This is a genomic window from Streptomyces zhaozhouensis, from assembly GCF_900230195.1.
Lineage (GTDB): Bacteria > Actinomycetota > Actinomycetes > Streptomycetales > Streptomycetaceae > Streptomyces > Streptomyces zhaozhouensis.
Map to the genome: position 1 here is coordinate 17729 of NZ_OCNE01000004.1, position 24276 is coordinate 42004.

Here is a 24276-nt window from a genome sequence, read left to right on the forward strand (position 1 = left end):
GTCCCTACGTTCCTAGGACGTACAACGTAGGACGTCTTGGGGAAAGCGTCGAGAGCGTCCGGCAACCACCGCACAACCTCCTCTCATGAGCCGCACTTGGAGGCAGAGTGACCTATCCATCCGGTCGCCGTTCCGGGCGTTCCTTTGGCCGTTCCCTCGACCGCAGGGCGTTCCTCCGCTACGGCGGCGCGCTCGGCGCCGCCGGCGCCCTGACCGCCGGGCTCGGCGCCTGCGGGCCGCCGTCCACGATCGGCACCGGCGGGGGCCACAGCGGGGGAGCGCTGAACTCGCTCACCGCCGTGATCGGCTACGGCAACGACCAGAGCTGGGACCCGACGCAGACCGCCTCGGCGTTCTCCATGGCGGCCAACCACCACATCTACGAGGGACTGCTGGACACCGACCCGATCAGCCGGGTCCCCTACCCCGCGCTCGCCACCGCGCTGCCGGCCGACCCGACAGCCACCACCTGGTCGTTCACCCTGCGGCCCGGCGCCACCTGGCACGACGGGGAGCCGGTCACCGTCGAGGACGTGCTGTTCACCTTCGAGCGGGTCCTCGACCCCGAGGTCAACACCCTCGCCCGGTCCTTCTTCGCCAGCTGGCTGGAAGGGGTCCGCGCGGTCGACGAGGCCACCGTCGAGCTGGACTTCCGCTTCCCCTTCCCGGACGCCGCGCCCCGGCTGACCATCGCCAAGATCATGCCGCGCCACGTCTTCGGCGAGGAGGGCGCCTGGGATCGCGCCACCGGCGGCCTCGCTGTCGGCTCCGGCCCCTACCGGCAGAGCGCGCACCACCCGAAGTCCAACACCACCTTCGAGGCGTTCGAGGAGTACAACGGCCCGCGCCACCCCGCCTTCCGCACCATGAACTGGCGCTCCGTCGTGGAGGCGGCGCCCCGCGTCGCCGCCGTCTCGGGAAACAGCGCGGAGGCCCAGATCGCGGAGAACATCCCCTACGCCAACGTCCGGCAACTGCGCGACGAGGGCCTCCAGGTGGAGGGCGGCGCCGGGATGAACCACCTCTTCATGATGTTCAACACGGAGAACCCGCCGTTCGACGACGTCAGGGTCCGCCAGGCGCTGCTGCACGCCATCGACACCGAGCAGCTGATCGAGGTCGGCCTCAAGGGCTACGGCCGCCCCGCCACCTCGTTCCTCGACACCGCCAACCCGGCGCACCGCCCCGCGGCCACCGTCTACTCCTACGACCCCGACCGCGCCCGCCAGCTCCTCGACGAGGCCGGCGTCACCGACCTGTCGATCAACCTGATGGCGGTCAACGTGAGTTGGGCCGTCGACTGCCTGCCGACCATCAAGGAGTCGTGGGACGCCATCGGCGTGCCCACCACGCTGGAGCCGCAGGAGACCTCCGCGCTCTTCACCAAGATGGACCAGGACCGCGCCTACCAGGCGGTCGCCGCCGTCTCCAACCCCAACCAGTTCGGCCTCGACGCCGACCTCATCCTCCGCTACAACTACACGCGCGGCGGCCTGTGGATGAGCTACACCGGCTGGGAGGGCAGCGAGGCGGCCGACGAGCTGTTCGCGCTGATGGACCGGGCCACCGAGGAGTCCGACCCCGAACGCCGACTGGAACTGACCCACCAGGCGCTCGACCTGGTCGCCGAGCAGGCGGTGCTCTACCCCGTGGTCCACAACGAGCTGCTCACCGCGTGGGACCCTCGGGCGATCACCGGCGTGCGCGCCCAGGCGTACCCCGGGATCAACGTGCTCCAGACGGGGGCGGTCACCTCATGACGGTGGTCCTGCGGATGGTGGCCCGCCGGCTGTTGCTGCTGGTGCCGCTGCTGCTGGGCATCATCCTCTTCGTCTTCCTGGTCATGCGGTTCTCCGACATGGACCCCGCGTCCGCCTACTTCCAGGGCACCAACCCGACCCAGGAGCAGTTGCACGAGTTCCGCGAGGAGAACGGGCTGCTCGACCCGCTGCCCGTGCGCTATCTGGACTTCGTCGGGGAACTGGTCACCGGCGACCTCGGGATCAGCGTGCTGACCAGAGCGCCGGTCTGGGACCAGGTGGTCACCGCGCTGCCGTTGACGCTGCAACTCACCTTCCTCGGCCTCGGGATCGCCGTCGCCCTCGCCCTGCCGCTGGGCGTGCTGGCCGCCGTCTACCGGGACCGGCTTCCTGACCAGTTGATCCGGGTGGTCTCCCTGGTCGGCGTCGCCGCGCCCGCCTTCTGGCTGGCGCTGCTGATGATCCAGTACCTCGCCGTGGACCGGGGCTGGTACCCGACCGGCGGCTACATCAACCCGGAGGACTCCGTCAGCGGCTGGCTCAACTCCCTGACGCTGCCCGCCCTGGCGCTCTCGATGCCGGTGGCCGCGCAGCTGACCCGCGTGGTGCGCACCGCGATGGTCGAGGAGCTGGACCGCGACTACGTCCGCACCGCCGTCGGCAGCGGCCTCCCGCCGGTGGTCGTGGTCGGCCGGAACGTGCTGCGGAACGCGTTGATCAACCCGCTGACGGTGCTCGGCCTGCGCGTCGGCTACCTGCTCGGCGGCGCCGTCGTGATCGAGACCATCTTCGCGCTGCCCGGCATGGGCAAGCTGATGATCGACGCGGTGCGCAACGGGGACCCGGCCGTCGTCCAGGGAGTGGTCCTGACCACCGCGGTCGGCTTCGTACTGGTCAACCTGCTGATCGACATCCTCTATCTGCTGGTCAACCCCCGGCTGAGGAGCGCCACATGACGCGAAGTGAGACCGGCCGCGCACAGGGCGGCCGCAGCAGGCTGACCGGTGTCCTCACCCGCCGGCTGCGCGGACCGGCGCGGCTGCCGCTGCTCTCCCGGGTGGCGCTCGGCCTGCTGCTGCTGGTGGTGCTGGCCGCGCTGCTCGCGCCCTGGCTGGCGCCGCACGACCCGTACGCCCAGGCCGGCACCTCCGAGGGACCCTCGGCCAACCACTGGATGGGGCAGGACAGCCTCGGCCGCGACATCCTCAGCAGGCTGCTGCACGGAGCGCGTTGGTCACTGGCCATCGGACTCGGCGCGACGCTGCTCGCCCTCGCCGTCGGCGCGGTCGTCGGCGCCGTCGCCGCCACCTCACGGCGGGCCGTCGACGAGACGCTGATGCGTTCGCTCGACGTGGTGATGGCCTTCCCCGGCGTCGCGCTCGCCGCCGTGCTGATCTCCGTCTTCGGCGGCGGCGTCACCGTGCTGGTCTGCGCGATCGCCTTCCTCTACACCCCGCCGATCGCCCGGGTGGTGCGCGCCAACGTCCTGGCCCAGTACGGCGAGGACTACGTGACGGCGGAACGCGTCATCGGCGCGCGCACCCCGTTCATCCTGGTGCGCCACGTCGCCGTCAACTGCGCCGCGCCCGTGCTGGTCTTCGCGACGGTGATGGTGGCCGACGCCATCGTCTTCGAGGCGTCGCTCTCCTTCGTCGGCGCCGGCGTGCGGCCCCCCGAGCCGTCCTGGGGCAGCGTGATCGCCGACGGCAAGAACCTGGTGCTGCTGGGCGGCTGGTGGGCCACGGTCTTCCCCGGGCTGCTGATGCTGGCGACCGTGCTGGCGCTGAACATCCTCGCCGAGGGCGCCTCCGACTCCTGGGCCGCGCCCCGCCCCACCCGCGACCTGCCCGGCCCCCACGAGGGGCCCGACGGCGACGCGCGGGAGGCCGACGACGCGACCGTCCCGGCCGCGCGGGCCGCGGGCGACGACGCGCCGCGCGTCCCGTTGCCGCTGCCGGGCCTCGAACGCGCCGGCGCCCGGCTGCGCGCCCTGGCCAGGCCGCCGGTCACCGCGGAACCGGTGCTCACCGTCCGGGACCTGACCGTCCGCTTCCCGGAACGCCACCGCGGCGTCGACGTCGTCTCGGGCGTCACCTTCGAGGTCCGGCCGGGTGAGGTCCTCGGCCTGGTCGGCGAGTCGGGCTGCGGCAAGTCGCTGACCGCGCTGACCGTGATGGGCCTCCAGCCGCGCGAGGCCGAGGTCGGCGGCACCGTCCACTTCGCCGGCCGCGAGCTGAACGCGCTCAGCCCCCGCGCCCGCCGGGGACTCCTCGGCCACCAGATGGCGATGGTCTACCAGGACGCGCTCTCCTCGTTGAACCCCGCCATGACCATTCGCGCCCAGCTCCGCCAGCTCGTCCGCAGGGGCGGCCGGCGCTCCCCGGCCGAGCTGCTGCGGATGGTCGGCCTCGACCCGGAACGCACCCTCCGCGCCTACCCGCACGAGCTGTCCGGCGGCCAGCGGCAGCGGGTGCTGATCGCCATGGCGCTCTCCCGCGAGCCGAAGCTGATCGTCGCCGACGAGCCGACCACCGCGCTCGACGTCACCATCCAGGCGCAGGTCATCGAGCTGCTGCTGCGGCTGCGCGCCGAGCTGGGCTTCGCGCTGGTGCTGGTCTCCCACGACCTGGCGCTGATCGCCGACGTCACCGACCGGGTCGTCGTGATGTACGGCGGGCAGATCGCGGAACAGGGCGTCACCGCCGACCTGGTCGGCGCCCCCGCCCACCACTACACCCGGGGGCTGCTCGGCTCGGTGCTCTCCCTGGAGTCGGGCGCCGAGCGGATGACGCAGATCAGGGGCGTGGTGCCGGCGCCGGCCGACTTCCCGGCCGGCTGCCGCTTCGCCGACCGCTGCCCGCTGGCCGACGACGACTGCGCCGCGCCCGTGCCCCTGGTCCGGGCCGCCGGCACCGCGCACCACGTCGCCTGCCACCACCCGGCGCCCGCGCCGGGCGACGCACAACCCGCGCCCTCCGAGAGCGAGGTCAGCCCGTGACCGACCCGACCCCCCTGATGGAGCTGTCCGACGTCCACCTCGACTACCCGGCGCGCGGCTCCGGGCTGCTGCGCCGCGACCGGGTCCACGCCCTGGTCGGCGCCGACCTGACCCTCGCGCCCGGCGAGACCGTCGGCGTGGTCGGCGAGTCCGGCTGCGGCAAGTCCACGCTCGCCAAGGTCCTGGTCGGCATCGCCCGTCCCACCGCCGGCACCGTCGCCCACCGGGGCCGCGAACTGTGGGCGATGGAGCCGGCCGAACGCCGCGCGGCGATCGGCACCGGCGTCGGCATGGTCTTCCAGGACCCTTCGACCGCCCTCAACCGCCGGCTGTCCGTGCACCGCCTGCTGCGCGACCCGCTCGACGTCCACCGGCGCGGCACCCCGGCCGAACGGGACGCCCGCGTACGGGAGTTGCTCGGCCTGGTCGGGCTGCCACGGCACGCCGCCGACGCGCTGCCAGGACAGTTGTCCGGGGGCCAGCGGCAGCGCGTCGCCATCGCCAGGGCGCTCGCTCTGGAGCCCGCGCTGCTGGTCGCCGACGAGCCGACCAGCGCGCTCGACGTCTCGGTGCGCGCCCAGATCCTGAACCTCCTCCTCGACCTGCGCGCCCGCCTCGGCCTCGCCATGGTCTTCGTCTCCCACGACATCCAGACCGTGCGGCGGATGAGCGACCGGGTCGTCACCATGTACCTCGGCCGGATCGTGGAGGAGTCCCCGGCGGAACGCGTCTCCCGCCACGCCCGGCACCCCTACACCCGGGCGCTGTTCTCCGCGACGCCCGGGCTGCTCGACCCGATCGAGCCCATCCCGCTCACCGGCCCGCTGCCGTCGGCGGTCCGGCCGCCCAGCGGCTGCCCGTTCCGCACCCGCTGCTGGAAGGCCGACGGGCGCTGCGCCGAGTCGATGCCCGACTTCCAGGGCGCTGCGGGCGAGACTCCCGGGGGACACCGCTTCCGCTGCCACCACCCGGTCGCGGCCGAGGAGACCACCCACCAGCTCGTCGCCCAGGCGACCGAGGCCAAGGAGCGCCCATGAGCCTGCCCGCCCGCCTCACCGGGGTCATCCCCCCGGTCTGCACCCCGCTGACGCCGGAGGGCGAGGTGGACACCGTCTCGCTGACCCGGCTCGTCGACCACCTCGTGGGCGCCGGCGTCGACGGGCTGTTCGTCCTCGGCTCCACCTCGGAGGCCGCGTTCCTCACCGACCGGCAGCGAGCCGCCGTCGTGGAGACCGTCGCCGCCCGGGTGGACGGCGCGCTGCCGGTGCTCGCGGGCGCCATCGACATGACGACGCCGCGCGTCGTCGACCACGCCAGGGCCGCGCTGGCCGCCGGCGCCGACGCCGTCGTGGCGACCGCGCCGTTCTACACCCGGGTGCAGGAGCAGGAGGTGGAACGGCACTTCCGGGCGCTCGCCGAACGGGTCCGGGCGCCGGTCCTCGCCTACGACCTGCCGTCGGCGGTCGGCACCAAGCTCGGCGCGGAGCTGGTGCTGGCGCTGGCGGCCGACGGGGTGCTCGCGGGACTCAAGGACTCCAGCACCGAACTGGCGGTGCTGCGCGACGTGTTGGCGGGCGTGCGGGAGGGTGCGGCGGGGGACGGCTTCGCCGTCTTCACCGGCTCGGAACTCGTCGTGGACGCCGCCCTGTTGATCGGCGCCCACGGCGTCGTGCCCGGCCTGGGCAACGTCGACCCGCACGGCTATGTGCGGCTGTTCGCCGCCTGCGCCGAGGGCGACTGGGCGCGCGCCCGCACCGAACAGGACCGGCTCGCGCGGCTCTTCGCGCTGGTCGACGCGGGCGACCCGGGGCGGATGGGGCGCGGCTCGTCGGCCATCGGCGGCTTCAAGACCGCGCTCTACCTGCGCGGTTGGATCGACCACCCGACCACGGCCGCCCCACAGGTGCCGCTCGACGAGGCGGAGACCGAACGGGTCGCCAAGCACCTCGCCGGCGCCGGGCTGCTCTGAGCGGGGCGCTCTGAGCGGGGCGCTCTGAGCCGGGGCTGCTCTGAGCCGGGGCGCCGGAGCGGCCCGGCGCCGGGGTGGTCCGGCGCCGGGGTGGCCCTGAGCCGGGGGGCGTCAGCCCCTGCCGATCCGGATCCGCCGGAACTCGACGGTCTCGTAGGGCCCTTCGTGGCCCGTCTCGTAGAGCAGCCCCACCGTCCGGCGGTCCAGCTCCACCAGGTCCGAGTAGGCCGCCGGTTGCGCGGAGACCTGCGCCTCGGGGCGGAACGTGCCCCCGCCGTCGTCGCTGCGGTAGATCGTCAACGACCGCCTGGCGTCCGGCTCCGAGGGGCCGGAGAAGAGCAGCGGCCCCTGACGCCCCGGCAGTTGCAGCACGCTGCCCTGGACGACCGGCACGTCCTCCAGCCCGGGCTGCGGCACCAGCGGGCCGTCCAGGCTCTGGCCGCCGTCCGAGGAGTAGGCGCCGAGCCGGTTGCCCGGGTCGGTGCCGTTCTGGTCCCGGACACTGAAGTAGAGCCGGCCGTCGGGGAGTTCGGCGACGCTGGACTCGTTGGCGTTCCACGCGCCCTCGTAGGACTGGTCGACGTAACCCAGCTCCCAGCTCTCGCCCCCGTCGTCGCTGTAGAGCGCGTGCGAACCGTAGTAGCGGTCCTCGGTGCCGTCGTCGGGCGAGCCGGCGGCGGGGGAGGTCGAGTGGTTGGCCGGCACCATCAGCCGGCCGGCGTGCGGGCCCTTGGTCAACGCGATGGCGTGCCCCGGGCCGGTGGCGTACCAGCGCCACTCGGGGCGCTTGGCCGTGCCCGTGATCTCCCTCGGCGTGCTGAAGCTGGTGCCCTCGTCGTCGCTGAACTGCACGAACACCCGTCGGCTCTGCTCGGGCGTCGCCTCGCCGCCGCGGATCTCCTCCTCGCTGACGTCGCCGCCGTTGAAGCAGGTCACCAACACCAGCCGCCCGGTGGCCGGATCGAAGACGGGCGACGGATTGCCCCGGGTGTCGCCGTCACCGGCGGCCACCAGCGTCAGCTCGCCCCAGGTGCAGCCCCCGTCGTAGGAACGGCGCAGCACCACGTCGATGTCACCGCTGTCGCCGGCGCCGGCCACCCGGCCCTCGGCGAAGGCCAGCAGCGTCCCGGAGGGCGCGGTCACCACGGCCGGGACCCGGAAGGTGTCGTAGCCGTCGGTGCCGGCGACGAAGGGCACCGAGGAGAGGCAGTCGTCGGTCGGCTCCACGCCGCCGCCGGTGCCGGTGCCGGGGCCGGCGGCCATCGCCGGCGAGGCGGCCAGCAACCCGAGCACGGCGGTGCCGGTCACGGCGGCCAGCCACAGGGTCGTTCGCTTCCGCGCCGTGCCCCGACGGACGCGTCTCGGGGTGGGGGTCTGTGTCGGTGTCGGGTTCTCGTGAGACATGACGATGCCGGCTCCTTCGAACGCGTCGCGCGGGCGGTCGGTCGCCCAACGTCGGACGTAGGATGTCCCACACGGTAGGGCGCGCCCCGCGCGCCGACAAGGGGTGCGCCTTACCGGCCTGGGCGGGTTGTCGCCCGCGCCCCGGTGGATGGTTGCTCGCGCCGTTCCCCGCGCCCCTTCTCGGCCGGTGGGCGGTTTGGGGGCGCGGGGAACTGCGCGATTGCTGGGTGGCGGGCCGCAGACGACTACGGAGCTTCGTGGCTGGGTGGGTTGTCGTCTGCCAACCGTGGTGGGTTGCTCGCGCCGTTCCCCGCGCCCCTTTTCGGCCGGTGGGCGGTTTTGGGGGCGCGGGGAACTGCGCGATTGCTGGGTGGCGGGCCGCAGACGACTACGGAGCTTCGTGGCTGGGTGGGTTGTCGTCTGCCAACCGTGGTGGGTTCCCCGCGCCCCTTCACGCCGGTGGGCGGCTTGGGGCACATGGCAACCGTGGCGGCCGCAGCCGACCACGGTGCCGCACCGGCAAGGTGGGCCGCGGCCGTCAGGTCACGTCGGCCACGGCCCGCGCGATCGGCGTCTCCCCGCCCACGAGGTCCAGCGTCAAACCGGTCGCCGACGGCCTCTCCAGCAGCGCGGCCAGCACCCCGGCCACGTCGTCCCTGGTCACCGACCCGTAGTCGAGGTCGGGAGCCAGCCGCACCCGCCCCGTTCCCGGGTCGTCCGTCAGCCGACCGGGCCGCAGGATGGTCCAGAACAGTCCGTGCCGCGCCCTGATGTCCGCGTCCGCCGCGCCCTTGGCGCGCAGGTAGGCCGCGAAGACCGGGTCCGTTCCCGCCGGCGGCTCGTCGTCGACCCCCATCGCCGACACCACGACCAGTCGCCGCACCCCCGCGCGCTCCGCCGCGTCGGCGAAGAGCGTGGCCGCCGCCCGGTCCACCGTCTCCTTGCGCGCCATTCCGCTGCCCGGCCCCGCGCCGGCCGCGAAGACCGCCGCGTCGGCGCCGGCCAGATGCCGGGCGACCTCCTCGACGGCCGCCTCCTCCAGATCGCAGACCACCGGCTCGGCCCCGGCCGCCAGGAGGGCTCCCGCCTGCTCCTGCTTCCGGATCAGCCCGGCCACCTGCTCGCCACGCCCGGACAGCAGCTTCTCCAGCCGCCGGGCGATCTTGCCGTGTCCACCAGCGATGACAGTGCGCATACCCCGACCGTAACGCGCCGCCGCGCCCCGGCCCGAGGACGCGCCCCGGCCTCAACCCGGTTGCTGACGCGGCAGTTCGAGACCGGCCGCGGTCGGCCCGTCCGCCGCGTACTCCCGCACCGCGCTGGTGCGTGCCACGATCCGGCCCCGGTGGAAGACCACCCTGCTGTACCCGAGCGACAGCGCCTCGGCCACCGAACCGCCGCGCACCGCGAGCAGTTCGGCGGGGGAGCCCACGGCCACCCGGGCCGGCGCCGGCAGTCCGAGCGCCGCCCTGGCCAGCGGTCCCACGGCGGCCCAGGCGGCCGCCGGCGTCCGCTCCCCGCGCGTGGCCAGCAGGAACGCGGCCCGCAGCGGGTCGCCGCCGCCGACCGGGTCGGTCGCCGACCGCAACGCCCCGCTCCCGGCGGCCACCGTCACCCCGGCGGCCGTCAGCTCCCGCACCGGCGCCGGGCCGAACGCCCGCGCCCCGCAACCGCCCCGGGGCACGCACACCACCCGCACCCCGCCCGCCGCGAGCCCCTCGGCGACCCGGCGCAGCACCGGCCGCGCCAGCCGGGCCAGCCCGCCGGCCGGCCCCAGGCACAGCGCCCGCCCGCCGTCGCCCGCGGCGGCCACCAGCCGCGCCAGCCAGGCGGGTTCCGCGGCCTCGGTATGCAGCGCGACGGGCAGCCGCAGCTCGTCGGCCAGCTCCAGCACCGCGTCCAGATGACCCGCCGGGTCCGGGTCGCGGTCCGGCGCGCCCCCCACCGCGCCCGCGCCCATGGCCACGGCCTCCCGCAGCAGCGCGCGCTGGTCGGCGCCGGCCCGGCCGGTGAGCGGCCCCGGCAGCGGCACGGCGCTCACCTCGGCCAGCCCGGCAAGTGCCCGGCCCGCCTCCAGCACGCTCACCCACGCCTCCAGTCCCTCGTCGATCGCGACATGGCAGCGTTGCGCGGTCGCCCCGTGCCCCAGCTGGATCAGCGCCGCCTCGGCGACACGCGTGGGCAGCGGGCGACGGGGGGCCGCGTCGCGCGCGGTGAGCGCGGTCTCCGGGTGCGCGTGCGGCTCGGCGGGGGCGGGCAGCAGCAGATAGCCGTCGAGCGCGACCAGGTCGCCGGGCGCGCGCGGCCGGAGCGAGCCGGCCGGGGCGACGGCGGTGACACGGCCGTCGGCGAGCGCCACGTCCACGGTCCGCCCGTCCGCCAGCCGCGGCCCGCGCAGCACCAGCTGCCCGGCGCCCGTGGCCGGCGCCGGCTCCCCTCTCGCGGAACGGGACATCGCGCTCCCCACTCGGGCGACTACTGTGCGACGACTGCGCGGCGAGCGTAGGTCCCGGCCGGCGCCGGAACGGGGAAGCACCCGGCGACCGGGGAAAGTCATAAGAAACGTCCGACCCGCGCCCACCGGGGCGGCGGGGCAATGGATTTCGCCTTCCGCCGGGGACCGTGTAATCTCTTGAGCGCTCGCCCCAATAGCTCAGTCGGCAGAGCGTCTCCATGGTAAGGAGAAGGTCAACGGTTCGATTCCGTTTTGGGGCTCTGGGGTGCCTGGCTCTCACCCTCCGGGTGGGGGCGGCAAGCCCTATGGCGGCGTAGCTCAGTCGGTAGAGCAAACGGCTCATAATCGTTGTGTCACCGGTTCAAGTCCGGTCGCCGCTACTCACAGTAGCCGATTGCGGGGTCGGTCCTCCGATCGGCTACTCTCTCTGTGTTCAACTAGGTTTCACCCGTCCATCCGTCAAGGAGCACTCACGTGGCTGCCACCGACGTCCGCCCGAAGATCACGCTGGCCTGCGTGGAGTGCAAGGAGCGGAACTACATCACCAGGAAGAACCGGCGCAACGACCCGGACCGCCTGGAGATGAAGAAGCACTGCCCGCGCTGCAACTCGCACACCGCGCACCGCGAGACCCGCTGACGCGTTCCCGCGCTCGGCGCCCCGTTCGCGTGGCGCGCGTGCGACGTCGCGGTACGCGAAACGCTTGAAGAAGCCGCCCCCGGTCGTCGCCGGGGGCGGCTTCACGCTTTTCCACGGCCCTGACCACGGCCGTTGTCCCCGGATGTGAGGAGTCCGCGATGCCCCTCGACCAGTCGTTCGTCGGGCGGAGTTACCCGCCCACCGAGCCGTACGAGGTGGGCCGGGAGAAGATCCGCGAGTTCGCCCAGGCGATCGGGGACGACAACCCCGCCTACGCGGACCCCGAGGCGGCCAGGGCGCTCGGCCACCCGGACGTGATCGCCCCGCCGACCTTCGTCTTCCTGGTCAGCTACCGCGCCGCTTTCGAGGTGATCTCCGACCCGAAGCTGGGCCTCGACTACAGCCGGGTGGTGCACAGCGAACAGAAGTTCTCGTATGTCCGGCCGCTGCGCGCCGGCGACCGGCTCTCGGTCAGCTCGACCATCGAGTCCATCAAGTCCCTGATGGGCAACGACGTGCTGACCGTGCGCGGCGAGCTGCACGACGAGACGGGCGCCCTGGTGGCGACCGCCCACACCAAGCTGGTGGCCAGGAGCGGCGGCGACGACGCGCCCGCCGGGGAGGGGGAGCGATGACCCAGGAGACCGCGCGCCGCGTCGCCTACGCCGACGTCGAGGTGGGCACCGAACTGCCGTCCAGGACCTTCCCCGTGGACCGCGCCACGCTGGTGCGCTACGCGGGCGCCTCGCTCGACTTCAACCCGATCCACTGGAACGAGCGCTTCGCCGTCGAGGTCGGGCTGCCGAACGTGATCGCGCACGGGATGTTCACGATGGCCCAGGCCGGCCGCGTGGTCACCGACTGGGCCGGCGACCCGGGCGCGGTGCTGGAGTACGGGGTGCGGTTCACCAAGCCCGTCGTCGTCCCGGACGTGCCGGAGGGCGAGATCGCGGCGGAGATCACCGTCGGCGGCAAGGTCGCCGTCAAGCTGGACGACGAACAGCGCACCGTTCGGGTGGATCTGACGGCGGTCAGCGCCGAGCAGAAGGTGCTGGGCATGGCCCGCGCCGTGGTCCGCCTGGCCTGAGCGGGCGCCCCGGGCCGGAACGCGGGTGCTCCGGCCCGGGGTTGACAGGCTAGTGATTGCTCAATAACTTACTCGTATGGCACGGGAGAGCGGCCGGATGTCGGCCGAGGAGCGGCGCGAGAGCGTGATCCGCGCGGCGGTGGTCGAGTTCGGCCGCGCCGGGTACGTGGGCACGACGACGGCGTCCATCGCCAAGCGGGTGGGGGTCTCCCAGCCGTATCTCTTCCGGCTCTTCCCGGACAAGCGGGCGATCTTCCTGGCCGCCGCGCGCCACTCCATCGAGCGGTTGCGGCGGCGGTTCGAGGAGGCCGCCGGGGGGCTGGGGCCCGAGGAGGCCCACGCCGCCATGTGCAAGGCGTACTTCCCGATGATCTCCGACCGCAGCGACCTGCTCTTCCAGATGCAGATGTATGTCGCGGTCAGCGCGCGGGAGGCGGAGGGGGACGAGGAGTTCGCCTCCGAGATCCGCGACCTGTGGGCGGAGCTGTGGGACGGGATACAGGGCCGCTTCGGTGGTGACCCCGTTCTCACCAGGGACTTCTTCAGTGTCGGCATGTTGATCAACGTGACCCTCTCGATGGGGTTCCCCGAGGGGCACCGGGTCTGGGACACGTTGACCGTCTTCGACCATCTCTCCGGCGCGGAGGAGGGCGGGTCCGGCGCGGCCGGCTGACCCGGCGTCCCGTTGAGTCCTTCCAGGGCCGGGGACACGTGTGTCCTCAAAACTTATTGACCGATCACTAATTTTCCACTCGGAGGGGATCATGGCGCACGACGTCGCGCGGGACGAGGAGCGGAAGAGGCCACCGGGAGCGGGAGGCCGGGGCAGCGTCGGATGGACGCTGCTGATCGTGGGCGCGGCCACCTTCATGGCCGCCCTGGACAACCTGGTGGTCACCACCGCGCTGCCGGTGCTCAGGGACGACCTCGGCGGGAAGCTCTCCGACCTGGAGTGGATCGTCAACGGCTACACCCTGCCGTTCGCCTGCCTGCTGCTGCTGGGCGCCGCGCTCGGCGACCGCTTCGGGCGCCGACGGGTCTTCGGCATCGGCGTCGCCCTCTTCACCGCCGCCTCGGCGGGCGCCGCGCTCGCCGGCTCGACGGGCGAGCTGATCGCGGCCCGCGCCCTCCAGGGCGCCGGCGCCGCCATCCTGATGCCGCTCAGCCTCACCCTGATCTCGGCCGCCGTCCCGAGGGAGCGGCGCGGCGCCGCGTTCGGGATCTGGGGCGCGGTCAACGGCCTGGCCGTCGCCGCGGGCCCGCTGGTCGGCGGGGCCATCACCGAGCACCTCACCTGGCAGTGGATCTTCTGGCTCAACGTCCCGATCGGCCTCGCCCTGATCCCGCTGGCCCACCACCGGCTGGCCGAGAGCCGGGGCGGCGACGGCCGGCTCGACCTGGTCGGCACGGCCCTGGTCAGCGGCGGCCTCTTCGGCGTCGTGCTCTCCCTGGTGCGGGGACACGAACACGGCTGGACCTCGGGCCCGGTGCTCGCGGGCTTCGTCCTCGGCGGACTGCTGCTGATCGCCTTCGTCCGCTGGGAGCTGCGCACCGCGACCCCGATGCTGCCCATGCGCCTCTTCCGCTCCCGCGCCTTCAGCGCGGTCAACGGGGCGAGCCTGCTGATGTTCGCCGGCATGTTCGGCTCGATCTTCCTGCTCACCCAGTTCCTCCAGCTGGTCCAGGGTTACTCGCCCACCGAGGCCGGGCTGCGGATGCTGCCGTGGACGGGGATGACCCTGCTGGTCGCCCCGCTGGCCGGCGCCCTCACCGACCGGATAGGCGGCCGCACGGTGGTCGCCACCGGCATGACGCTGATGGCCGTCGGTCTCGGCTGGCTCGCCGTCCTGGCCGAGCCGGGCGTGAGCTACGCCTCCCAGATACCGGCGTTCGTCCTCAGCGGCACGGGCATGGCCATGTTCTTCGCCCCGACCGGCGCCATGGTGATGAGTTCGGTCCGCCCCCAGGAGGAGGGCATCGCCTCCGGGGTGAACAACGCGCTCCGCGAGGTCGGCGGCGCCCTCGGAGTCGCCGTGCTCGCCTCGGTCTTCGCCAGCCGGGGCGGGTACGAGACGCACCAGGTGTTCACCGACGGGCTGGTGCCCGCGCTCTGGGTCGGTACCGTCCTGCTGCTCGCCGCGGCGGTCCTGATGCTGCTGGTGCCCCGCCGCTCCGCGAAGCCTCCGGCGACGCCCGCCGAGCCGGACGCCCCCGCTCCGGTCGCCGCCGCCGCCTGACGGCGGGCGGGCGTCCCGCCCGTGCCCGGCGGAGGGGGCCGGTCACGGGCGGGACGGTCTCGTATGGTGGCGGGGTGCTGGAGACTCCTGACGCCCCGCTGGCGCCGCTGACCACCCTCCGCCTCGGCGGGCCCGCCGACCGGCTGCTGACCGCGACCACCGACGAGGAGATCGTCGAGGCCGTCCGCCGGGCCGACGCCGAGCGCCGACCGCTGCTGCTGATCGGCGGCGGCAGCAACCTGGTCGTCGCCGACAGCGGCTTCCGCGGCACCGCGCTGCGCCTCGCCACCACCGGGGTCCGGCTGGACGGCACCCGCCTGGAGCTGGCCGCCGGGGAGAACTGGTCGGCGGCCGTCGCCCGCACGGTGGAGGCCGGCCTGGCCGGCGTCGAGTGCCTGGCCGGCATCCCCGGGTCCGCCGGGGCCACCCCGATCCAGAACGTGGGCGCCTACGGGCAGGAGGTCTCCTCGGTGATCACCGAGGTCGTCGCCTACGACCGCGAGACCGACGAGACCGTCACGCTCACCGGCGAGGAGTGCGGCTTCGCCTACCGCCACAGCCGCTTCAAGGCCGAGCCGCACCGCTTCGTCGTGCTGCGCGTCCGCTGCGAGCTGGAGGACGCCGGCGGCCTCTCGGCCCCCATCCGCTACGCCGAGACCGCGCGGCTGCTCGGTGTCGAGCAGGGCGGCAGGGTGCCGCTGGCCAACGCCAGGGAGGCCGTGCTGAAGCTGCGCACCGGCAAGGGCATGGTGCTGGACCCGGAGGACCACGACACCTGGTCCGCCGGCTCCTTCTTCACCAACCCGGTGCTGGACGCCGACGCCTTCGCCGCCTTCCGCCGCCGCGCGGTCGAGCGGCTCGGCCCCGAGGCGGAGCCGCCGGCCTACCCGGCCCCCGACGGCCACACCAAGACCTCGGCCGCCTGGCTGATCGACCGCGCCGGCTTCACCAAGGGCTACGGCACCGGTCCGGCCCGCATCTCCGGCAAGCACACGCTGGCGCTGACCAACCGGGGCGAGGCCACGACGGCCGACCTCCTCGCCCTCGCCCGCGAGGTCCGCGACGGCGTCCACGCCGCGTTCGGCGTCACCCTGGTCAACGAACCGGTCCTGGTGGGCACATCGCTCTGACCCGCGGCGCTTGGAGGAGGCGACCACGCGTGCGCGTCGCGCGGGCGGGTTGTCGTGCGCGCCCCGGCGGGTGATTGCCCGCGCGGTTCCCCGCGCCCCTGCCACGTCGGTGGGCGGCTTGAGGGAAGGCCGACCGGGCCGGTCAGCGGATCACCCCGCCAGCCAGGCGTCGATCTCGACCATCGTCTTCGCCCGCACGTCCTCCGGAGCCGCCGAGGCCCGCAGGGACTGGCGGGCCAGTTCGGCCAGTTCGTGGTCGGTGAACGCGTGGTGCAGCCGCGCGATCTCGTACTGCGCGGCCAGCCGCGAGCCGAAGAGCAGCGGGTCGTCGGCGCCCAGCGCCATCGGCACCCCCGCGTCCCACAACCTCCGCAGCGGAACGTCCTCCGGGCGTTCGTACACCCCCAGCGCCACGTTGGACGCCGGGCAGACCTCGCAGGCCACCCCCGCCTCGGCGAGGCTGGTCAGCACGGCGGGGTCCTCGACCGCCCGCACCCCGTGCCCCACCCGCGCCGCGCCCAGATCGGTGAGGCAGTCCCGCACGCTCACCGGTCCCGCCAACTCACCGCCGTGCGGGGCGGCCAGCAGCCCGCCCTCCCGGGCGATCGTGAAGGCGCGGTCGAAGTCCCGGGCGAACCCCCGGCGTTCGTCGTTGGACAGCCCGAACCCGACCACGCCCTGGTCGCGGTAGCGCACCGCGAGCCGCGCCAGGGTGCGCGCGTCCAGCGGGTGCTTCATCCGGTTCGCCGCGACCAGCACCCGCATCCCCAGGCCGGTCTCCCGCGAGGTGGTGCGCACCGCGTCCAGGATGATCTCCAGCGCCGGGATCAGCCCGCCGAGTCGCGGCGCGTAGGAGGTCGGGTCGACCTGGATCTCCAGCCAGCGCGAGCCGTCCCGCACGTCCTCCTCCGCCGCCTCGCGCACCAGCCGCTGGATGTCCTCCGGCTCGCGCAGGCACGACCTGGCCAGGTCGTAGAGGCGCTGGAAGCGGAACCAGCCCCGCTCGTCGGTGGCCCGCAGCCGCGGTGGCTCCCCGCCGCGCAGCGCCTCGGGCAGGTGGACGCCGTACTTGTCCGCCAGTTCCAGCAGGGTCGCGGGCCGCATGGACCCCGTGAAGTGCAGGTGCAGATGCGCCTTCGGGAGGGACTTCAGATCACGAACACGAGCCATCCCAGGATCTTGCCGTACCAGGCCGGCGCGCCCAAACCCGGGCGCCGCGCCGGTCCACCGCGCGGGGGCCGGCCCGAGCCCGTGTTCGGGCCGGCCCCCGCCGGGCCTCAGCGGGCCTCGGCCAGCAGCTTCTGGATCCGGGAGATGCCCTCGACCAGGTCGTCGTCGCCCAGCGCGTAGGAGAACCGCAGATACCCGGGGGTGCCGAACGCCTCACCCGGCACCACGGCGACCTCGGCCTTCTCCAGCAGCACCTCGGCCAACTCCAGCGTGGTGGAGGGCCGCTGGCCGCCGATCTCGCGGCCGAGCAGTGCCTTGACCGAGGGGTAGGCGTAGAACGCGCCCTTGGGCTCGGGGCAGTCGACGCCCTCGATCTCGTTGAGCATCCGCACGATGGTGGTGCGGCGCCGGTCGAACGCCTCGCGCATCCGCACCACCGCGTCCAGGTCACCGGAGACGGCGGCCAGCGCGGCGGCCTGGGCGACGTTGCTCACGTTGGAGGTCGCGTGCGACTGGAGGTTGCTCGCCGCCTTGATCACGTCGCGCGGGCCGACGACCCAGCCCACCCGCCAGCCGGTCATGGCGTAGGTCTTGGCGACGCCGTTGACGATCACGCAGCGGTCGGCCAGCTCGGGCACCAGCGTCGGCATCGAGCTGAACTGGGCGTCCCCGTAGACCAGATGTTCGTAGATCTCGTCGGTGAGCACCCACAGGTCGTGGTCGACCGCCCACTGGCCGATGGCCCTGGTCTCCTCGGGCGAGTAGATCGCGCCGGTCGGGTTGGACGGCGAGACGAAGAGCAGCACCTTGGTGCGCTGCGTGCGGGCCGCCTCCAACTGCTCGACGGTCGCCAGATAGCCGCTGGTCTCGTCCGTGTCCACGAAGACCGGCACGCCGCCGGCCAGCCGGATCGACTCCGGGTAGGTGGTCCAGTACGGCGCGGGGACGATCACCTCGTCGCCCGGGTCGAGCAGGGTGGCGAACGCCTCGTAGATCGCCTGCTTGCCGCCGTTGGTGATCAGCACCTGGCTGGCCTCGACCTGGTAACCGGAGTCCCGCAGCGTCTTGGCCGCGACCGCGTCCTTCAGCTCCGGCAGCCCACCGGCCGGGGTGTAGCGGTGGAAGCGCGGCTCCCGGCAGGCGGCCTCGGCCGCGGCGACGATGTAGTCGGGGGTCGGGAAGTCCGGCTCGCCGGCACCGAATCCGATCACGGGCCGCCCGGCGGCGCGCAGCGCCTTGGCCTTGGCGGTGACGGCCAGCGTCGCGGACTCGGAGATGGCGCCGATCCGCGCGGATACCCGGCGCTGGGCCGGCGGTGCGACGGGCGGTTGGGCAGGGGGTGGGGTTGCGGCACTCATGGGTGCATCGTTCCAGACGGCCGCGCGGGGCGGCACGTGAGTTGCGCGGGATGCCCCATACGTCACACCCGTCGCACCGGAACGCCCGGCACTTCCCGGTCGACGCCCGGCCTTTGAGCACGTACACTCCTCAGCGGTGGCGCCGGATGCGGTAGGTTGTCCGGGCCACACGGTAAAGGGTCGTAGCTCAATTGGTAGAGCACTGGTCTCCAAAACCAGCGGTTGGGGGTTCAAGTCCCTCCGGCCCTGCTGCACGAAAGTGAAAGAGCCGTCCGGGTGGCCGGGCGGCTTATGACCATGACCGGGATCGGGTGAGGACGAGTGGCTGGGATCACGGACTCCGTTGAGGCGCCGGAACCCCGGGGCGAGGGCGGCGCCGGCCGTCGTGGCCGGCGGGCCAAGAGGGGTCCGCTGGGCAAGCTCGCGCTCTTCTACCGGCAGGTCGTCGCGGAGCTGCGCAAGGTCGTCTGGCCCACCCGCAGGCAGCTGACGACGTACGCGACAGCGGTGATCGTCTTCGTCGTCGTCGTCATCTGCATCCTGACCGTGCTTGACTGGGGATTCAGCCGAGTCATCGAGTACGTCTTCGGCTGATGCGCCATCCCTCGTAACGAAAGTCAGGAAGAAGCAGCTACCGTGTCTGACCCGAACCTGAACGACGCCTCCCCCGAGACCGAGGACGAGGCCACCGCGCGCGACGAGGTCCGCGACGAGGTCGAGGCGGACGCCGCGCCCGGCGATGTCGAGCAGGCAGAGGCTGCCGAGCCCGCCGAGGACGAGCCCGCCGAGGCGGAGGCCGCCCCGGAGCCGGTCGACCCGGTCGCCGCGCTCCGCGAGGAGCTGCGGACCCTCCCCGGCGAGTGGTACGTGATCCACACCTACGCGGGCTACGAGAACCGCGTGAAGACCAACCTCGAACAGCGCGCCGTCTCGCTCAACGTCGAGGACTACATCTTCCAGGTCGAGGTGCCGCAGGAGGAGGTCGTCCAGATCAAGAACGGCGACCGCCGCACCATCAAGCAGAACAAGCTCCCCAGCTACGTGCTGGTCCGCATGGACCTGACCAACGAGTCCTGGGGCGTCGTGCGGAACACCCCGGGCGTCACCGGCTTCGTCGGCAACGCCTACGACCCGTACCCGCTGACCCTCGACGAGATCGTCAAGATGCTCGCCCCCGAGGTCGAGCAGCAGGCCGCCGCCGAGGCCGCGGCAGAGGGCGCCCCCAGCGCCGGCCGCCGCGTCGAGGTCCAGGTCCTGGACTTCGAGGTCGGCGACTCGGTCACGGTCACCGACGGCCCGTTCGCCACCCTCCAGGCCACGATCAACGAGATCAACGCCGACTCCAAGAAGGTCAAGGGCCTGGTGGAGATCTTCGGCCGCGAGACCCCGGTCGAGCTGAGCTTCGACCAGATCCAGAAGAACTGACGTCGCGCCGCTCCGGCCCGTCGCGCGTTCCGGGCCGGAGCGCCCCGGCCCTCCTCCGTTCCGAGAGGCACCCGTTCTTCCGCCGCACACACCGCTGCGGGCATGATCGCTGCTGGCCGGCTGGTGCCGGACCGGCGCGGTCGACGCGAGCGGTGTCCCCTCCGCTCGCCCCGGCCCGGGGCCCGGTCCGCCCCGGCGGCCCGAGAGGGCAGGGGCGAGGAGGGAGTCGAGGCGTTGGACGCACAGGACACGCGGCACACGGCCGCCAGGCTGCGGGCGATCACCGGTGAGCTGTCGGACCGGTTCTACGAGCGCGACGACGTCGTGCGGACGCTGGTGGTGGCGCTGCTGGCCGGGCAGCACTCGCTGGTGCTCGGGCCGCCGGGAACGGCGAAGTCCGAGCTCGCCCGCGAGCTCACCGGCCGGGTCGAGGGGGCCTCGTACTGGGAGATCCTCCTGTCGAAGTTCACCGCTCCGACACGGATGTTCGGCCCCATCGACGTCGCCGCGCTGGCTCGCGGCGAGTACCGCCAGGTCTACGACGGCCGCGCCACCACCGCGCACGTCGCGTTCATCGACGAGATCTTCAAGTGCTCCACCGCGGCGCTGAACGAGACGCTGGGCTATCTCAACGAGCGCATCTACCACCCGGAGAACGGCGGCGAGCCGATCCGCTGCCCGCTGATCGCGGCCATCACGGCGAGCAACGAGCTGCCCGGCGGCGACGACGCGGCGGCGATCTACGACCGGCTGCTGGTGCGCATCGAGGTCGGCTACCTGGAGGACCCCTCGCACTTCGCCGCGCTGGTCCGCTCCGCCGTCAGCCGCCCGGCGCCGCCGGCGCGGACGACGGTGGAGCTGGCCGCGTTACAGCACGCCGTGACGGAGGACGTCCCGGCCGTCGAGGTCCCCGACACGGTCGTGGACGCGTTCTGCGCGCTGCGCGCCGCCCTGCGCCGCCGGGAACTGGTCGCCTCCGACCGCCGCTGGCGGCAGGCGGTGCGCCTCGTCCAGGCGTCCGCCTACCTGGACGGCCGCCCGACGGCCGCCGAGGCCGACCTGTCGGTGCTGACCCATGTGCTGTGGAACTCCCCCGACGAACGCCCGACCGTCGAGCGCGAGGTGCTCCAGCTGGTCAACCCCGACGCCCGGGAGGCGCTCGACGTGGCCGCCGGCCTCGACGCGTTGGAGGCCAGGCTGGAGTCCATGGCCGGACAGTCCCGCGAGGCGCTGAGCGAATGGGTGATCAGGGAGGCCCACCACAAGCTCGCCGTCGCGGGAAAGCGGCTGGAGCGGCTGCGCGGCGAGGCCGAGCGCGCCGGCCGTTCCACCGCCACCGTCGACCGGGTCACCGACCGCCAGCACGCCGTCCGGGCCCGGGTGCTCACCGAGGCCCTGGGCCTGGACACGAGCATGGTGCGGGCCGAGTCCGGGCGGAACGGGAAGGCACCGTGAGCCGGACCCCGGCCGGAGGCGACCCCCTGGTCGCCGGGTGCGGGATCTGGCTGGCGCGTTCCGCCGCCACCGCGCCCCGGCACACCGGCGTCGTGGTGGCGGACCGGTTCGACCTCATGACCTGGCACGACACCCGCGCGCTGGCGTCGGCGCCGCGCGAGCTGGCCGAGGAGCTGGAGGCACGCCACGAGGGCGCGGACGACCTGCTGACGGACGTCTTCCTGGCCGCCTACCAGGCCACCAGGCCCCGGTTGCGCGAGCGCGGCGAGATGGACCCGTCCCGCTGGGTCAACCACCAGGTCGTCACCGCGCTGACGGAGGCGCCCGACCTGGACGAGCTGCGCCGGACGACGGCCGGCGACCCCTACGCCGCCGCCCTCGCCGTGCTCGCCCTGGCGCCGGAGCTGCGCCGGATGCTGGAGCACACCCGGCAGGCGCGGAGCCTGGCCGAGCGGGCGGGCGAGGCCGGGCGGAGCGCCGGGGACGCGGCCGCCGCCGTGGCCGACGCCCTCCGGGAGGCCGCCGGCGCGGCGGGCGAAAGGCGCGCGGTGGACGAGAACGGTCCGGCGGACGGAGCCGGCGCGGGGGAGGCGAACGGCGCGGACGGAGCCGGCGCGGTCGAGGGGGATGACGCCGACCCCGCGCGGGACGCCGTGCGGCGGGCCGTCGAGGCGGCCGAGGCGGCCGAGGCCGCCTCCCTGGAGGCGGCCCGCCGCGCCGCGCGGGCGCTGGAGGCGGTGGCGCCCGGCGTCCGCGCCGCCACCCACGCCGCGACCGCGCGGGCCGTCGCGCTCGCGCGCGAGGAGGCCGCGCTGCTGCGGGCGTGGGGCGTCGAGCCGGCGGAGCGCGCGCGGATGCCGTTCGACCAGCGCCTGCGCCTCGCCGGCCGGCTCGGCACCAGCCGGCTCGCGCGGTGGGCCGACCTGATCGGCCGCTTCCGGCGGATGGCCGAGGGCGAGCGCGCCCAGCGGGTGCGCGACACCTCGGGCGAGCTCGTCGGCGTCACCCTCGGCGACGACCTGTCCCGCGTCCTCCCCTCCGAGCTGGCCAACCTCGGCCTGCCCGCGCTGCGCGCGGTCTTCGCCGCCCGCTACGCCGCCGGCGAGCTGATGCTCTACGACCACCAGGGCGAGGCGCCCACCGGCCGGGGCGCGATCGTCGCCTGCGTCGACACCTCGCACTCCATGTACACCGCCGGGCCGGGCGGCGTCACCAGGGAGGCGTGGGCCAAGGGATGCGCCCTCGCCCTGCTGGACCAGGCCCGCCACGCCCGGCGCGACTTCGTCGGCATCGTGTTCTCCGCCGCCGACCAGGTGCGGGTCTTCCGCTTCCCGGCCGACGCCGGGGTCGCCACCGGCCTGGTCGTGGAGTTCGCCGAGACCTTCCTCGGCGGGGGCACCGACTGCCGGACGCCGCTGACCGCGGCCGTCGAGGAGCTGGAGCGGGAGTACGACGACGTGGCCCGCGCACGCGGCGACATCGTGCTGATCACCGACGACGAGTGCGCCGTCACCGAGGAGTGGACGCGGGAGTGGCGCGAGGCCAAGCGCCGACTGGGCTTCCGCCTCTTCGGCGTGGCCGTCGGCGCCCCGGGAGCCGCCGGGGCCGACTCGGTGCTGGACGCGCTGTGCGACAACCTGCGCCGCGTCGAGGACCTCACCGACGTCCACTCGGCCGCCGACCTCTTCCGCGCGATCTGAACGTCGGAGGTCGGGAGCGCGGGCCCGAATTTTGGGCCCGGGGTGCCACCCGCTACCGTGGTGCGGTATGCCCACCGCCGGTCCCTGCCGGTCCGGCCCGTTCCGACGGCGGCGGCCGTGGGCCGATCACCTCTCGTCAAGGACCCGGAGAGAGCACATGCCTCCCAAGAAGAAGAAGGTCACCGGGCTGATCAAGCTCCAGATCCAGGCCGGCGCGGCCAACCCCGCGCCGCCCGTGGGTCCGGCGCTCGGCCAGCACGGCGTCAACATCATGGAGTTCTGCAAGGCCTACAACGCGGCCACCGAGTCGCAGCGTGGCTGGGTGATCCCGGTGGAGATCACGGTCTACGAGGACCGTTCCTTCACCTTCGTCACCAAGACCCCGCCCGCCGCCAAGATGATCCTCAAGGCCGCCGGTGTGGAGAAGGGCTCGGGCGAGCCGCACAAGACCAAGGTCGCCAAGATCACGGCCGACCAGGTCCGCGAGATCGCCACCACCAAGATGCCCGACCTCAACGCCAACGACCTGGACGCCGCCGCGAAGATCATCGCCGGCACCGCGCGGTCCATGGGCGTCACCGTCGAGGGCTGACGCACCGCCCGTTCGATCCGTGGCAGGGCCAGGCGCTGGCCCGGACCACGACTCCACACCACACGACTTTCCCTGGAGCAGCAGTGAAGCGCAGCAAGAGCCTCCGTGGCGCGGACGCCAAGGTCGACAAGACCCGCGTCTACAGCCCGCTCGAGGCCGTTCGGCTCGCCAAGGACACGGCGACCGCCAAGTTCGACTCGACCGTCGAGATCGCCATGCGGCTGGGTGTCGACCCCCGCAAGGCCGACCAGATGGTCCGCGGCACCGTCAACCTGCCGCACGGCACCGGCAAGACCGCCCGGGTCCTGGTCTTCGCCACTGGTGACCGTGCGGCGGCCGCGGAGGCCGCCGGAGCCGACATCGTCGGCTCGGACGAGCTGATCGACGAGGTCGCCGGCGGGCGCCTCGACTTCGACGCCGTCGTGGCCACCCCCGACCTCATGGGCAAGGTCGGCCGCCTCGGCCGGGTGCTCGGCCCCCGCGGTCTGATGCCGAACCCGAAGACCGGCACCGTCACCCCCGACGTCGCCAAGGCCGTCACCGAGATCAAGGGCGGCAAGATCGAGTTCCGCGTGGACAAGCACGCCAACCTGCACTTCGTCATCGGCAAGGTGTCGTTCGACGAGACGCAGCTGGTGGAGAACTACGCCGCCGCGCTGGAGGAGGTCATGCGCCTGAAGCCGTCCGCGGCGAAGGGGCGGTACCTGAAGAAGGCCGTCGTCTCCACCACCATGGGTCCCGGCGTGCCGATCGACCCCAACCGCACGCGGAACCTGCTCGCCGAGGACGCCCTCGTCTGAGCACGCGCACCCGCGTGGTGTCTGACCTCGACGTCCGTTCCGGTTCTGTCACAGAACCGGGGCGGACGTCTCGCGTGTACCCGCCCGCTCCCTAGGC

Annotated in this window: 22 protein-coding genes and 3 tRNA genes; 20 read left to right on the plus strand and 5 right to left on the minus strand. The window is 73.6% G+C overall.

Translation table 11 applies throughout. The annotated features are described in order from the left end of the window. Nucleotides 1-107: 107 nt before the first annotated feature. The 5 genes from CRP51_RS08055 to CRP51_RS08075 are packed head-to-tail and all read left to right on the plus strand — an operon-like array spanning nucleotide 108 to nucleotide 6727. Nucleotides 108-1760 carry an ABC transporter substrate-binding protein gene (locus CRP51_RS08055; RefSeq protein WP_097230356.1) on the plus strand — a complete coding sequence of 551 codons (1653 nt, stop codon included), beginning with the start codon at nucleotides 108-110 and terminating at the stop codon, nucleotides 1758-1760. After that, the gene (locus CRP51_RS08060) at nucleotides 1757-2716 is read left to right on the plus strand and encodes an ABC transporter permease (RefSeq protein ID WP_097230357.1); all 960 of its coding nucleotides are present in this window, start codon (nucleotides 1757-1759) and stop codon (nucleotides 2714-2716) included. Before CRP51_RS08055 ends, CRP51_RS08060 begins: the two co-directional genes overlap by 4 nt. Further along, complete coding sequence (locus tag CRP51_RS08065) at nucleotides 2713-4758, plus strand: dipeptide/oligopeptide/nickel ABC transporter permease/ATP-binding protein (RefSeq protein WP_097230358.1); 2046 nt, start codon at nucleotides 2713-2715, stop codon at nucleotides 4756-4758. The genes CRP51_RS08060 and CRP51_RS08065 overlap by 4 nt, the downstream gene beginning before the upstream one ends. A gap of 17 nt (nucleotides 4759-4775) precedes the next feature. Beyond that, nucleotides 4776-5795, plus strand: coding sequence for an oligopeptide/dipeptide ABC transporter ATP-binding protein (locus CRP51_RS08070; RefSeq protein WP_097230635.1), 1020 nt, complete (start codon nucleotides 4776-4778; stop codon nucleotides 5793-5795). Further along, nucleotides 5792-6727, plus strand: a complete 936-nt coding sequence (locus CRP51_RS08075) for a dihydrodipicolinate synthase family protein (protein ID WP_097230359.1) — start codon at nucleotides 5792-5794, stop codon at nucleotides 6725-6727. Before CRP51_RS08070 ends, CRP51_RS08075 begins: the two co-directional genes overlap by 4 nt. Nucleotides 6728-6838: 111 nt before the next feature. Here the strand turns inward: CRP51_RS08075 and CRP51_RS08080 are convergent, their stop codons facing one another. The 3 genes from CRP51_RS08080 to CRP51_RS08090 all read right to left on the minus strand — a co-directional run bounded on the left by CRP51_RS08080 (nucleotide 6839) and on the right by CRP51_RS08090 (nucleotide 10586). Then, nucleotides 6839-7990 (minus strand): sialidase family protein, encoded by a 1152-nt coding sequence (locus tag CRP51_RS08080; protein WP_170970502.1) that lies wholly within the window; start codon nucleotides 7988-7990, stop codon nucleotides 6839-6841. Nucleotides 7991-8669: 679 nt separating this feature from the next. Further along, a complete protein-coding gene (locus tag CRP51_RS08085) occupies nucleotides 8670-9326 on the minus strand; it encodes an NAD(P)H-binding protein (RefSeq protein WP_097230361.1) in 657 nt (218 codons plus the stop codon). Between the two features lie 51 nt (nucleotides 9327-9377). Next, a complete protein-coding gene (locus CRP51_RS08090) occupies nucleotides 9378-10586 on the minus strand; it encodes an amidohydrolase family protein (protein ID WP_097230362.1) in 1209 nt (402 codons plus the stop codon). Between the two features lie 187 nt (nucleotides 10587-10773). Here CRP51_RS08090 and CRP51_RS08095 point away from each other — a divergent pair. The 8 genes from CRP51_RS08095 (at nucleotide 10774) to CRP51_RS08130 (ending at nucleotide 15679) form a co-directional block, all read left to right on the plus strand. Further along, nucleotides 10774-10846: transfer RNA gene (locus CRP51_RS08095), tRNA-Thr, on the plus strand. 47 nt (nucleotides 10847-10893) lie between these two features. Continuing rightward, nucleotides 10894-10966: transfer RNA gene (locus CRP51_RS08100), tRNA-Met, on the plus strand. Between the two features lie 94 nt (nucleotides 10967-11060). Further along, entirely contained in the window at nucleotides 11061-11225 is a 165-nt protein-coding gene (gene rpmG / locus CRP51_RS08105) for a 50S ribosomal protein L33 (RefSeq protein ID WP_097230363.1), read from the plus strand. Nucleotides 11226-11383: 158 nt separating this feature from the next. Beyond that, entirely contained in the window at nucleotides 11384-11860 is a 477-nt protein-coding gene (locus CRP51_RS08110) for a MaoC family dehydratase N-terminal domain-containing protein (RefSeq protein WP_097230364.1), read from the plus strand. Then, a complete protein-coding gene (locus tag CRP51_RS08115) occupies nucleotides 11857-12312 on the plus strand; it encodes a MaoC family dehydratase (RefSeq protein WP_097230365.1) in 456 nt (151 codons plus the stop codon). Before CRP51_RS08110 ends, CRP51_RS08115 begins: the two co-directional genes overlap by 4 nt. Before the next feature lie 76 nt (nucleotides 12313-12388). Beyond that, nucleotides 12389-12985 (plus strand): TetR/AcrR family transcriptional regulator, encoded by a 597-nt coding sequence (locus tag CRP51_RS08120; RefSeq protein ID WP_245880445.1) that lies wholly within the window; start codon nucleotides 12389-12391, stop codon nucleotides 12983-12985. A 91-nt stretch (nucleotides 12986-13076) separates the two neighbouring features. Continuing rightward, nucleotides 13077-14549 (plus strand): MFS transporter, encoded by a 1473-nt coding sequence (locus CRP51_RS08125; protein ID WP_097230367.1) that lies wholly within the window; start codon nucleotides 13077-13079, stop codon nucleotides 14547-14549. A 74-nt stretch (nucleotides 14550-14623) separates the two neighbouring features. Continuing rightward, complete coding sequence (locus CRP51_RS08130; protein ID WP_097230368.1) at nucleotides 14624-15679, plus strand: UDP-N-acetylmuramate dehydrogenase; 1056 nt, start codon at nucleotides 14624-14626, stop codon at nucleotides 15677-15679. Between the two features lie 150 nt (nucleotides 15680-15829). Here CRP51_RS08130 and CRP51_RS08135 read toward each other — a convergent pair whose 3' ends face one another. Both CRP51_RS08135 and CRP51_RS08140 read right to left on the minus strand, forming a co-directional pair. Then, nucleotides 15830-16849, minus strand: coding sequence for an adenosine deaminase (locus CRP51_RS08135; RefSeq protein WP_097230369.1), 1020 nt, complete (start codon nucleotides 16847-16849; stop codon nucleotides 15830-15832). 107 nt (nucleotides 16850-16956) lie between these two features. Next, on the minus strand, nucleotides 16957-18207 hold the full coding sequence (locus CRP51_RS08140) for a pyridoxal phosphate-dependent aminotransferase (RefSeq protein ID WP_097230370.1): 1251 nt from the start codon (nucleotides 18205-18207) through the stop codon (nucleotides 16957-16959). 176 nt (nucleotides 18208-18383) lie between these two features. Between CRP51_RS08140 and CRP51_RS08145 the strand changes: the two genes are divergently transcribed. The 7 genes from CRP51_RS08145 to rplA all read left to right on the plus strand — a co-directional run bounded on the left by CRP51_RS08145 (nucleotide 18384) and on the right by rplA (nucleotide 24179). Next, nucleotides 18384-18456 (plus strand) — tRNA-Trp (locus CRP51_RS08145). Between the two features lie 81 nt (nucleotides 18457-18537). After that, nucleotides 18538-18801, plus strand: a complete 264-nt coding sequence (gene secE, locus CRP51_RS08150; protein ID WP_245880473.1) for a preprotein translocase subunit SecE — start codon at nucleotides 18538-18540, stop codon at nucleotides 18799-18801. A gap of 42 nt (nucleotides 18802-18843) precedes the next feature. Then, nucleotides 18844-19632: a transcription termination/antitermination protein NusG gene (nusG, locus tag CRP51_RS08155; RefSeq protein ID WP_097230372.1), complete on the plus strand. Its 789-nt coding sequence runs from the start codon at nucleotides 18844-18846 to the stop codon at nucleotides 19630-19632. A gap of 234 nt (nucleotides 19633-19866) precedes the next feature. Further along, nucleotides 19867-21087 carry an AAA family ATPase gene (locus CRP51_RS08160; protein ID WP_097230373.1) on the plus strand — a complete coding sequence of 407 codons (1221 nt, stop codon included), beginning with the start codon at nucleotides 19867-19869 and terminating at the stop codon, nucleotides 21085-21087. Beyond that, nucleotides 21084-22787 (plus strand): VWA domain-containing protein, encoded by a 1704-nt coding sequence (locus tag CRP51_RS08165; protein WP_170970467.1) that lies wholly within the window; start codon nucleotides 21084-21086, stop codon nucleotides 22785-22787. Before CRP51_RS08160 ends, CRP51_RS08165 begins: the two co-directional genes overlap by 4 nt. Before the next feature lie 157 nt (nucleotides 22788-22944). Beyond that, nucleotides 22945-23379: a 50S ribosomal protein L11 gene (gene rplK, locus CRP51_RS08170; protein ID WP_097230374.1), complete on the plus strand. Its 435-nt coding sequence runs from the start codon at nucleotides 22945-22947 to the stop codon at nucleotides 23377-23379. 83 nt (nucleotides 23380-23462) lie between these two features. Next, complete coding sequence (rplA, locus tag CRP51_RS08175) at nucleotides 23463-24179, plus strand: 50S ribosomal protein L1 (protein ID WP_097230375.1); 717 nt, start codon at nucleotides 23463-23465, stop codon at nucleotides 24177-24179. Nucleotides 24180-24276: the final 97 nt, after the last annotated feature.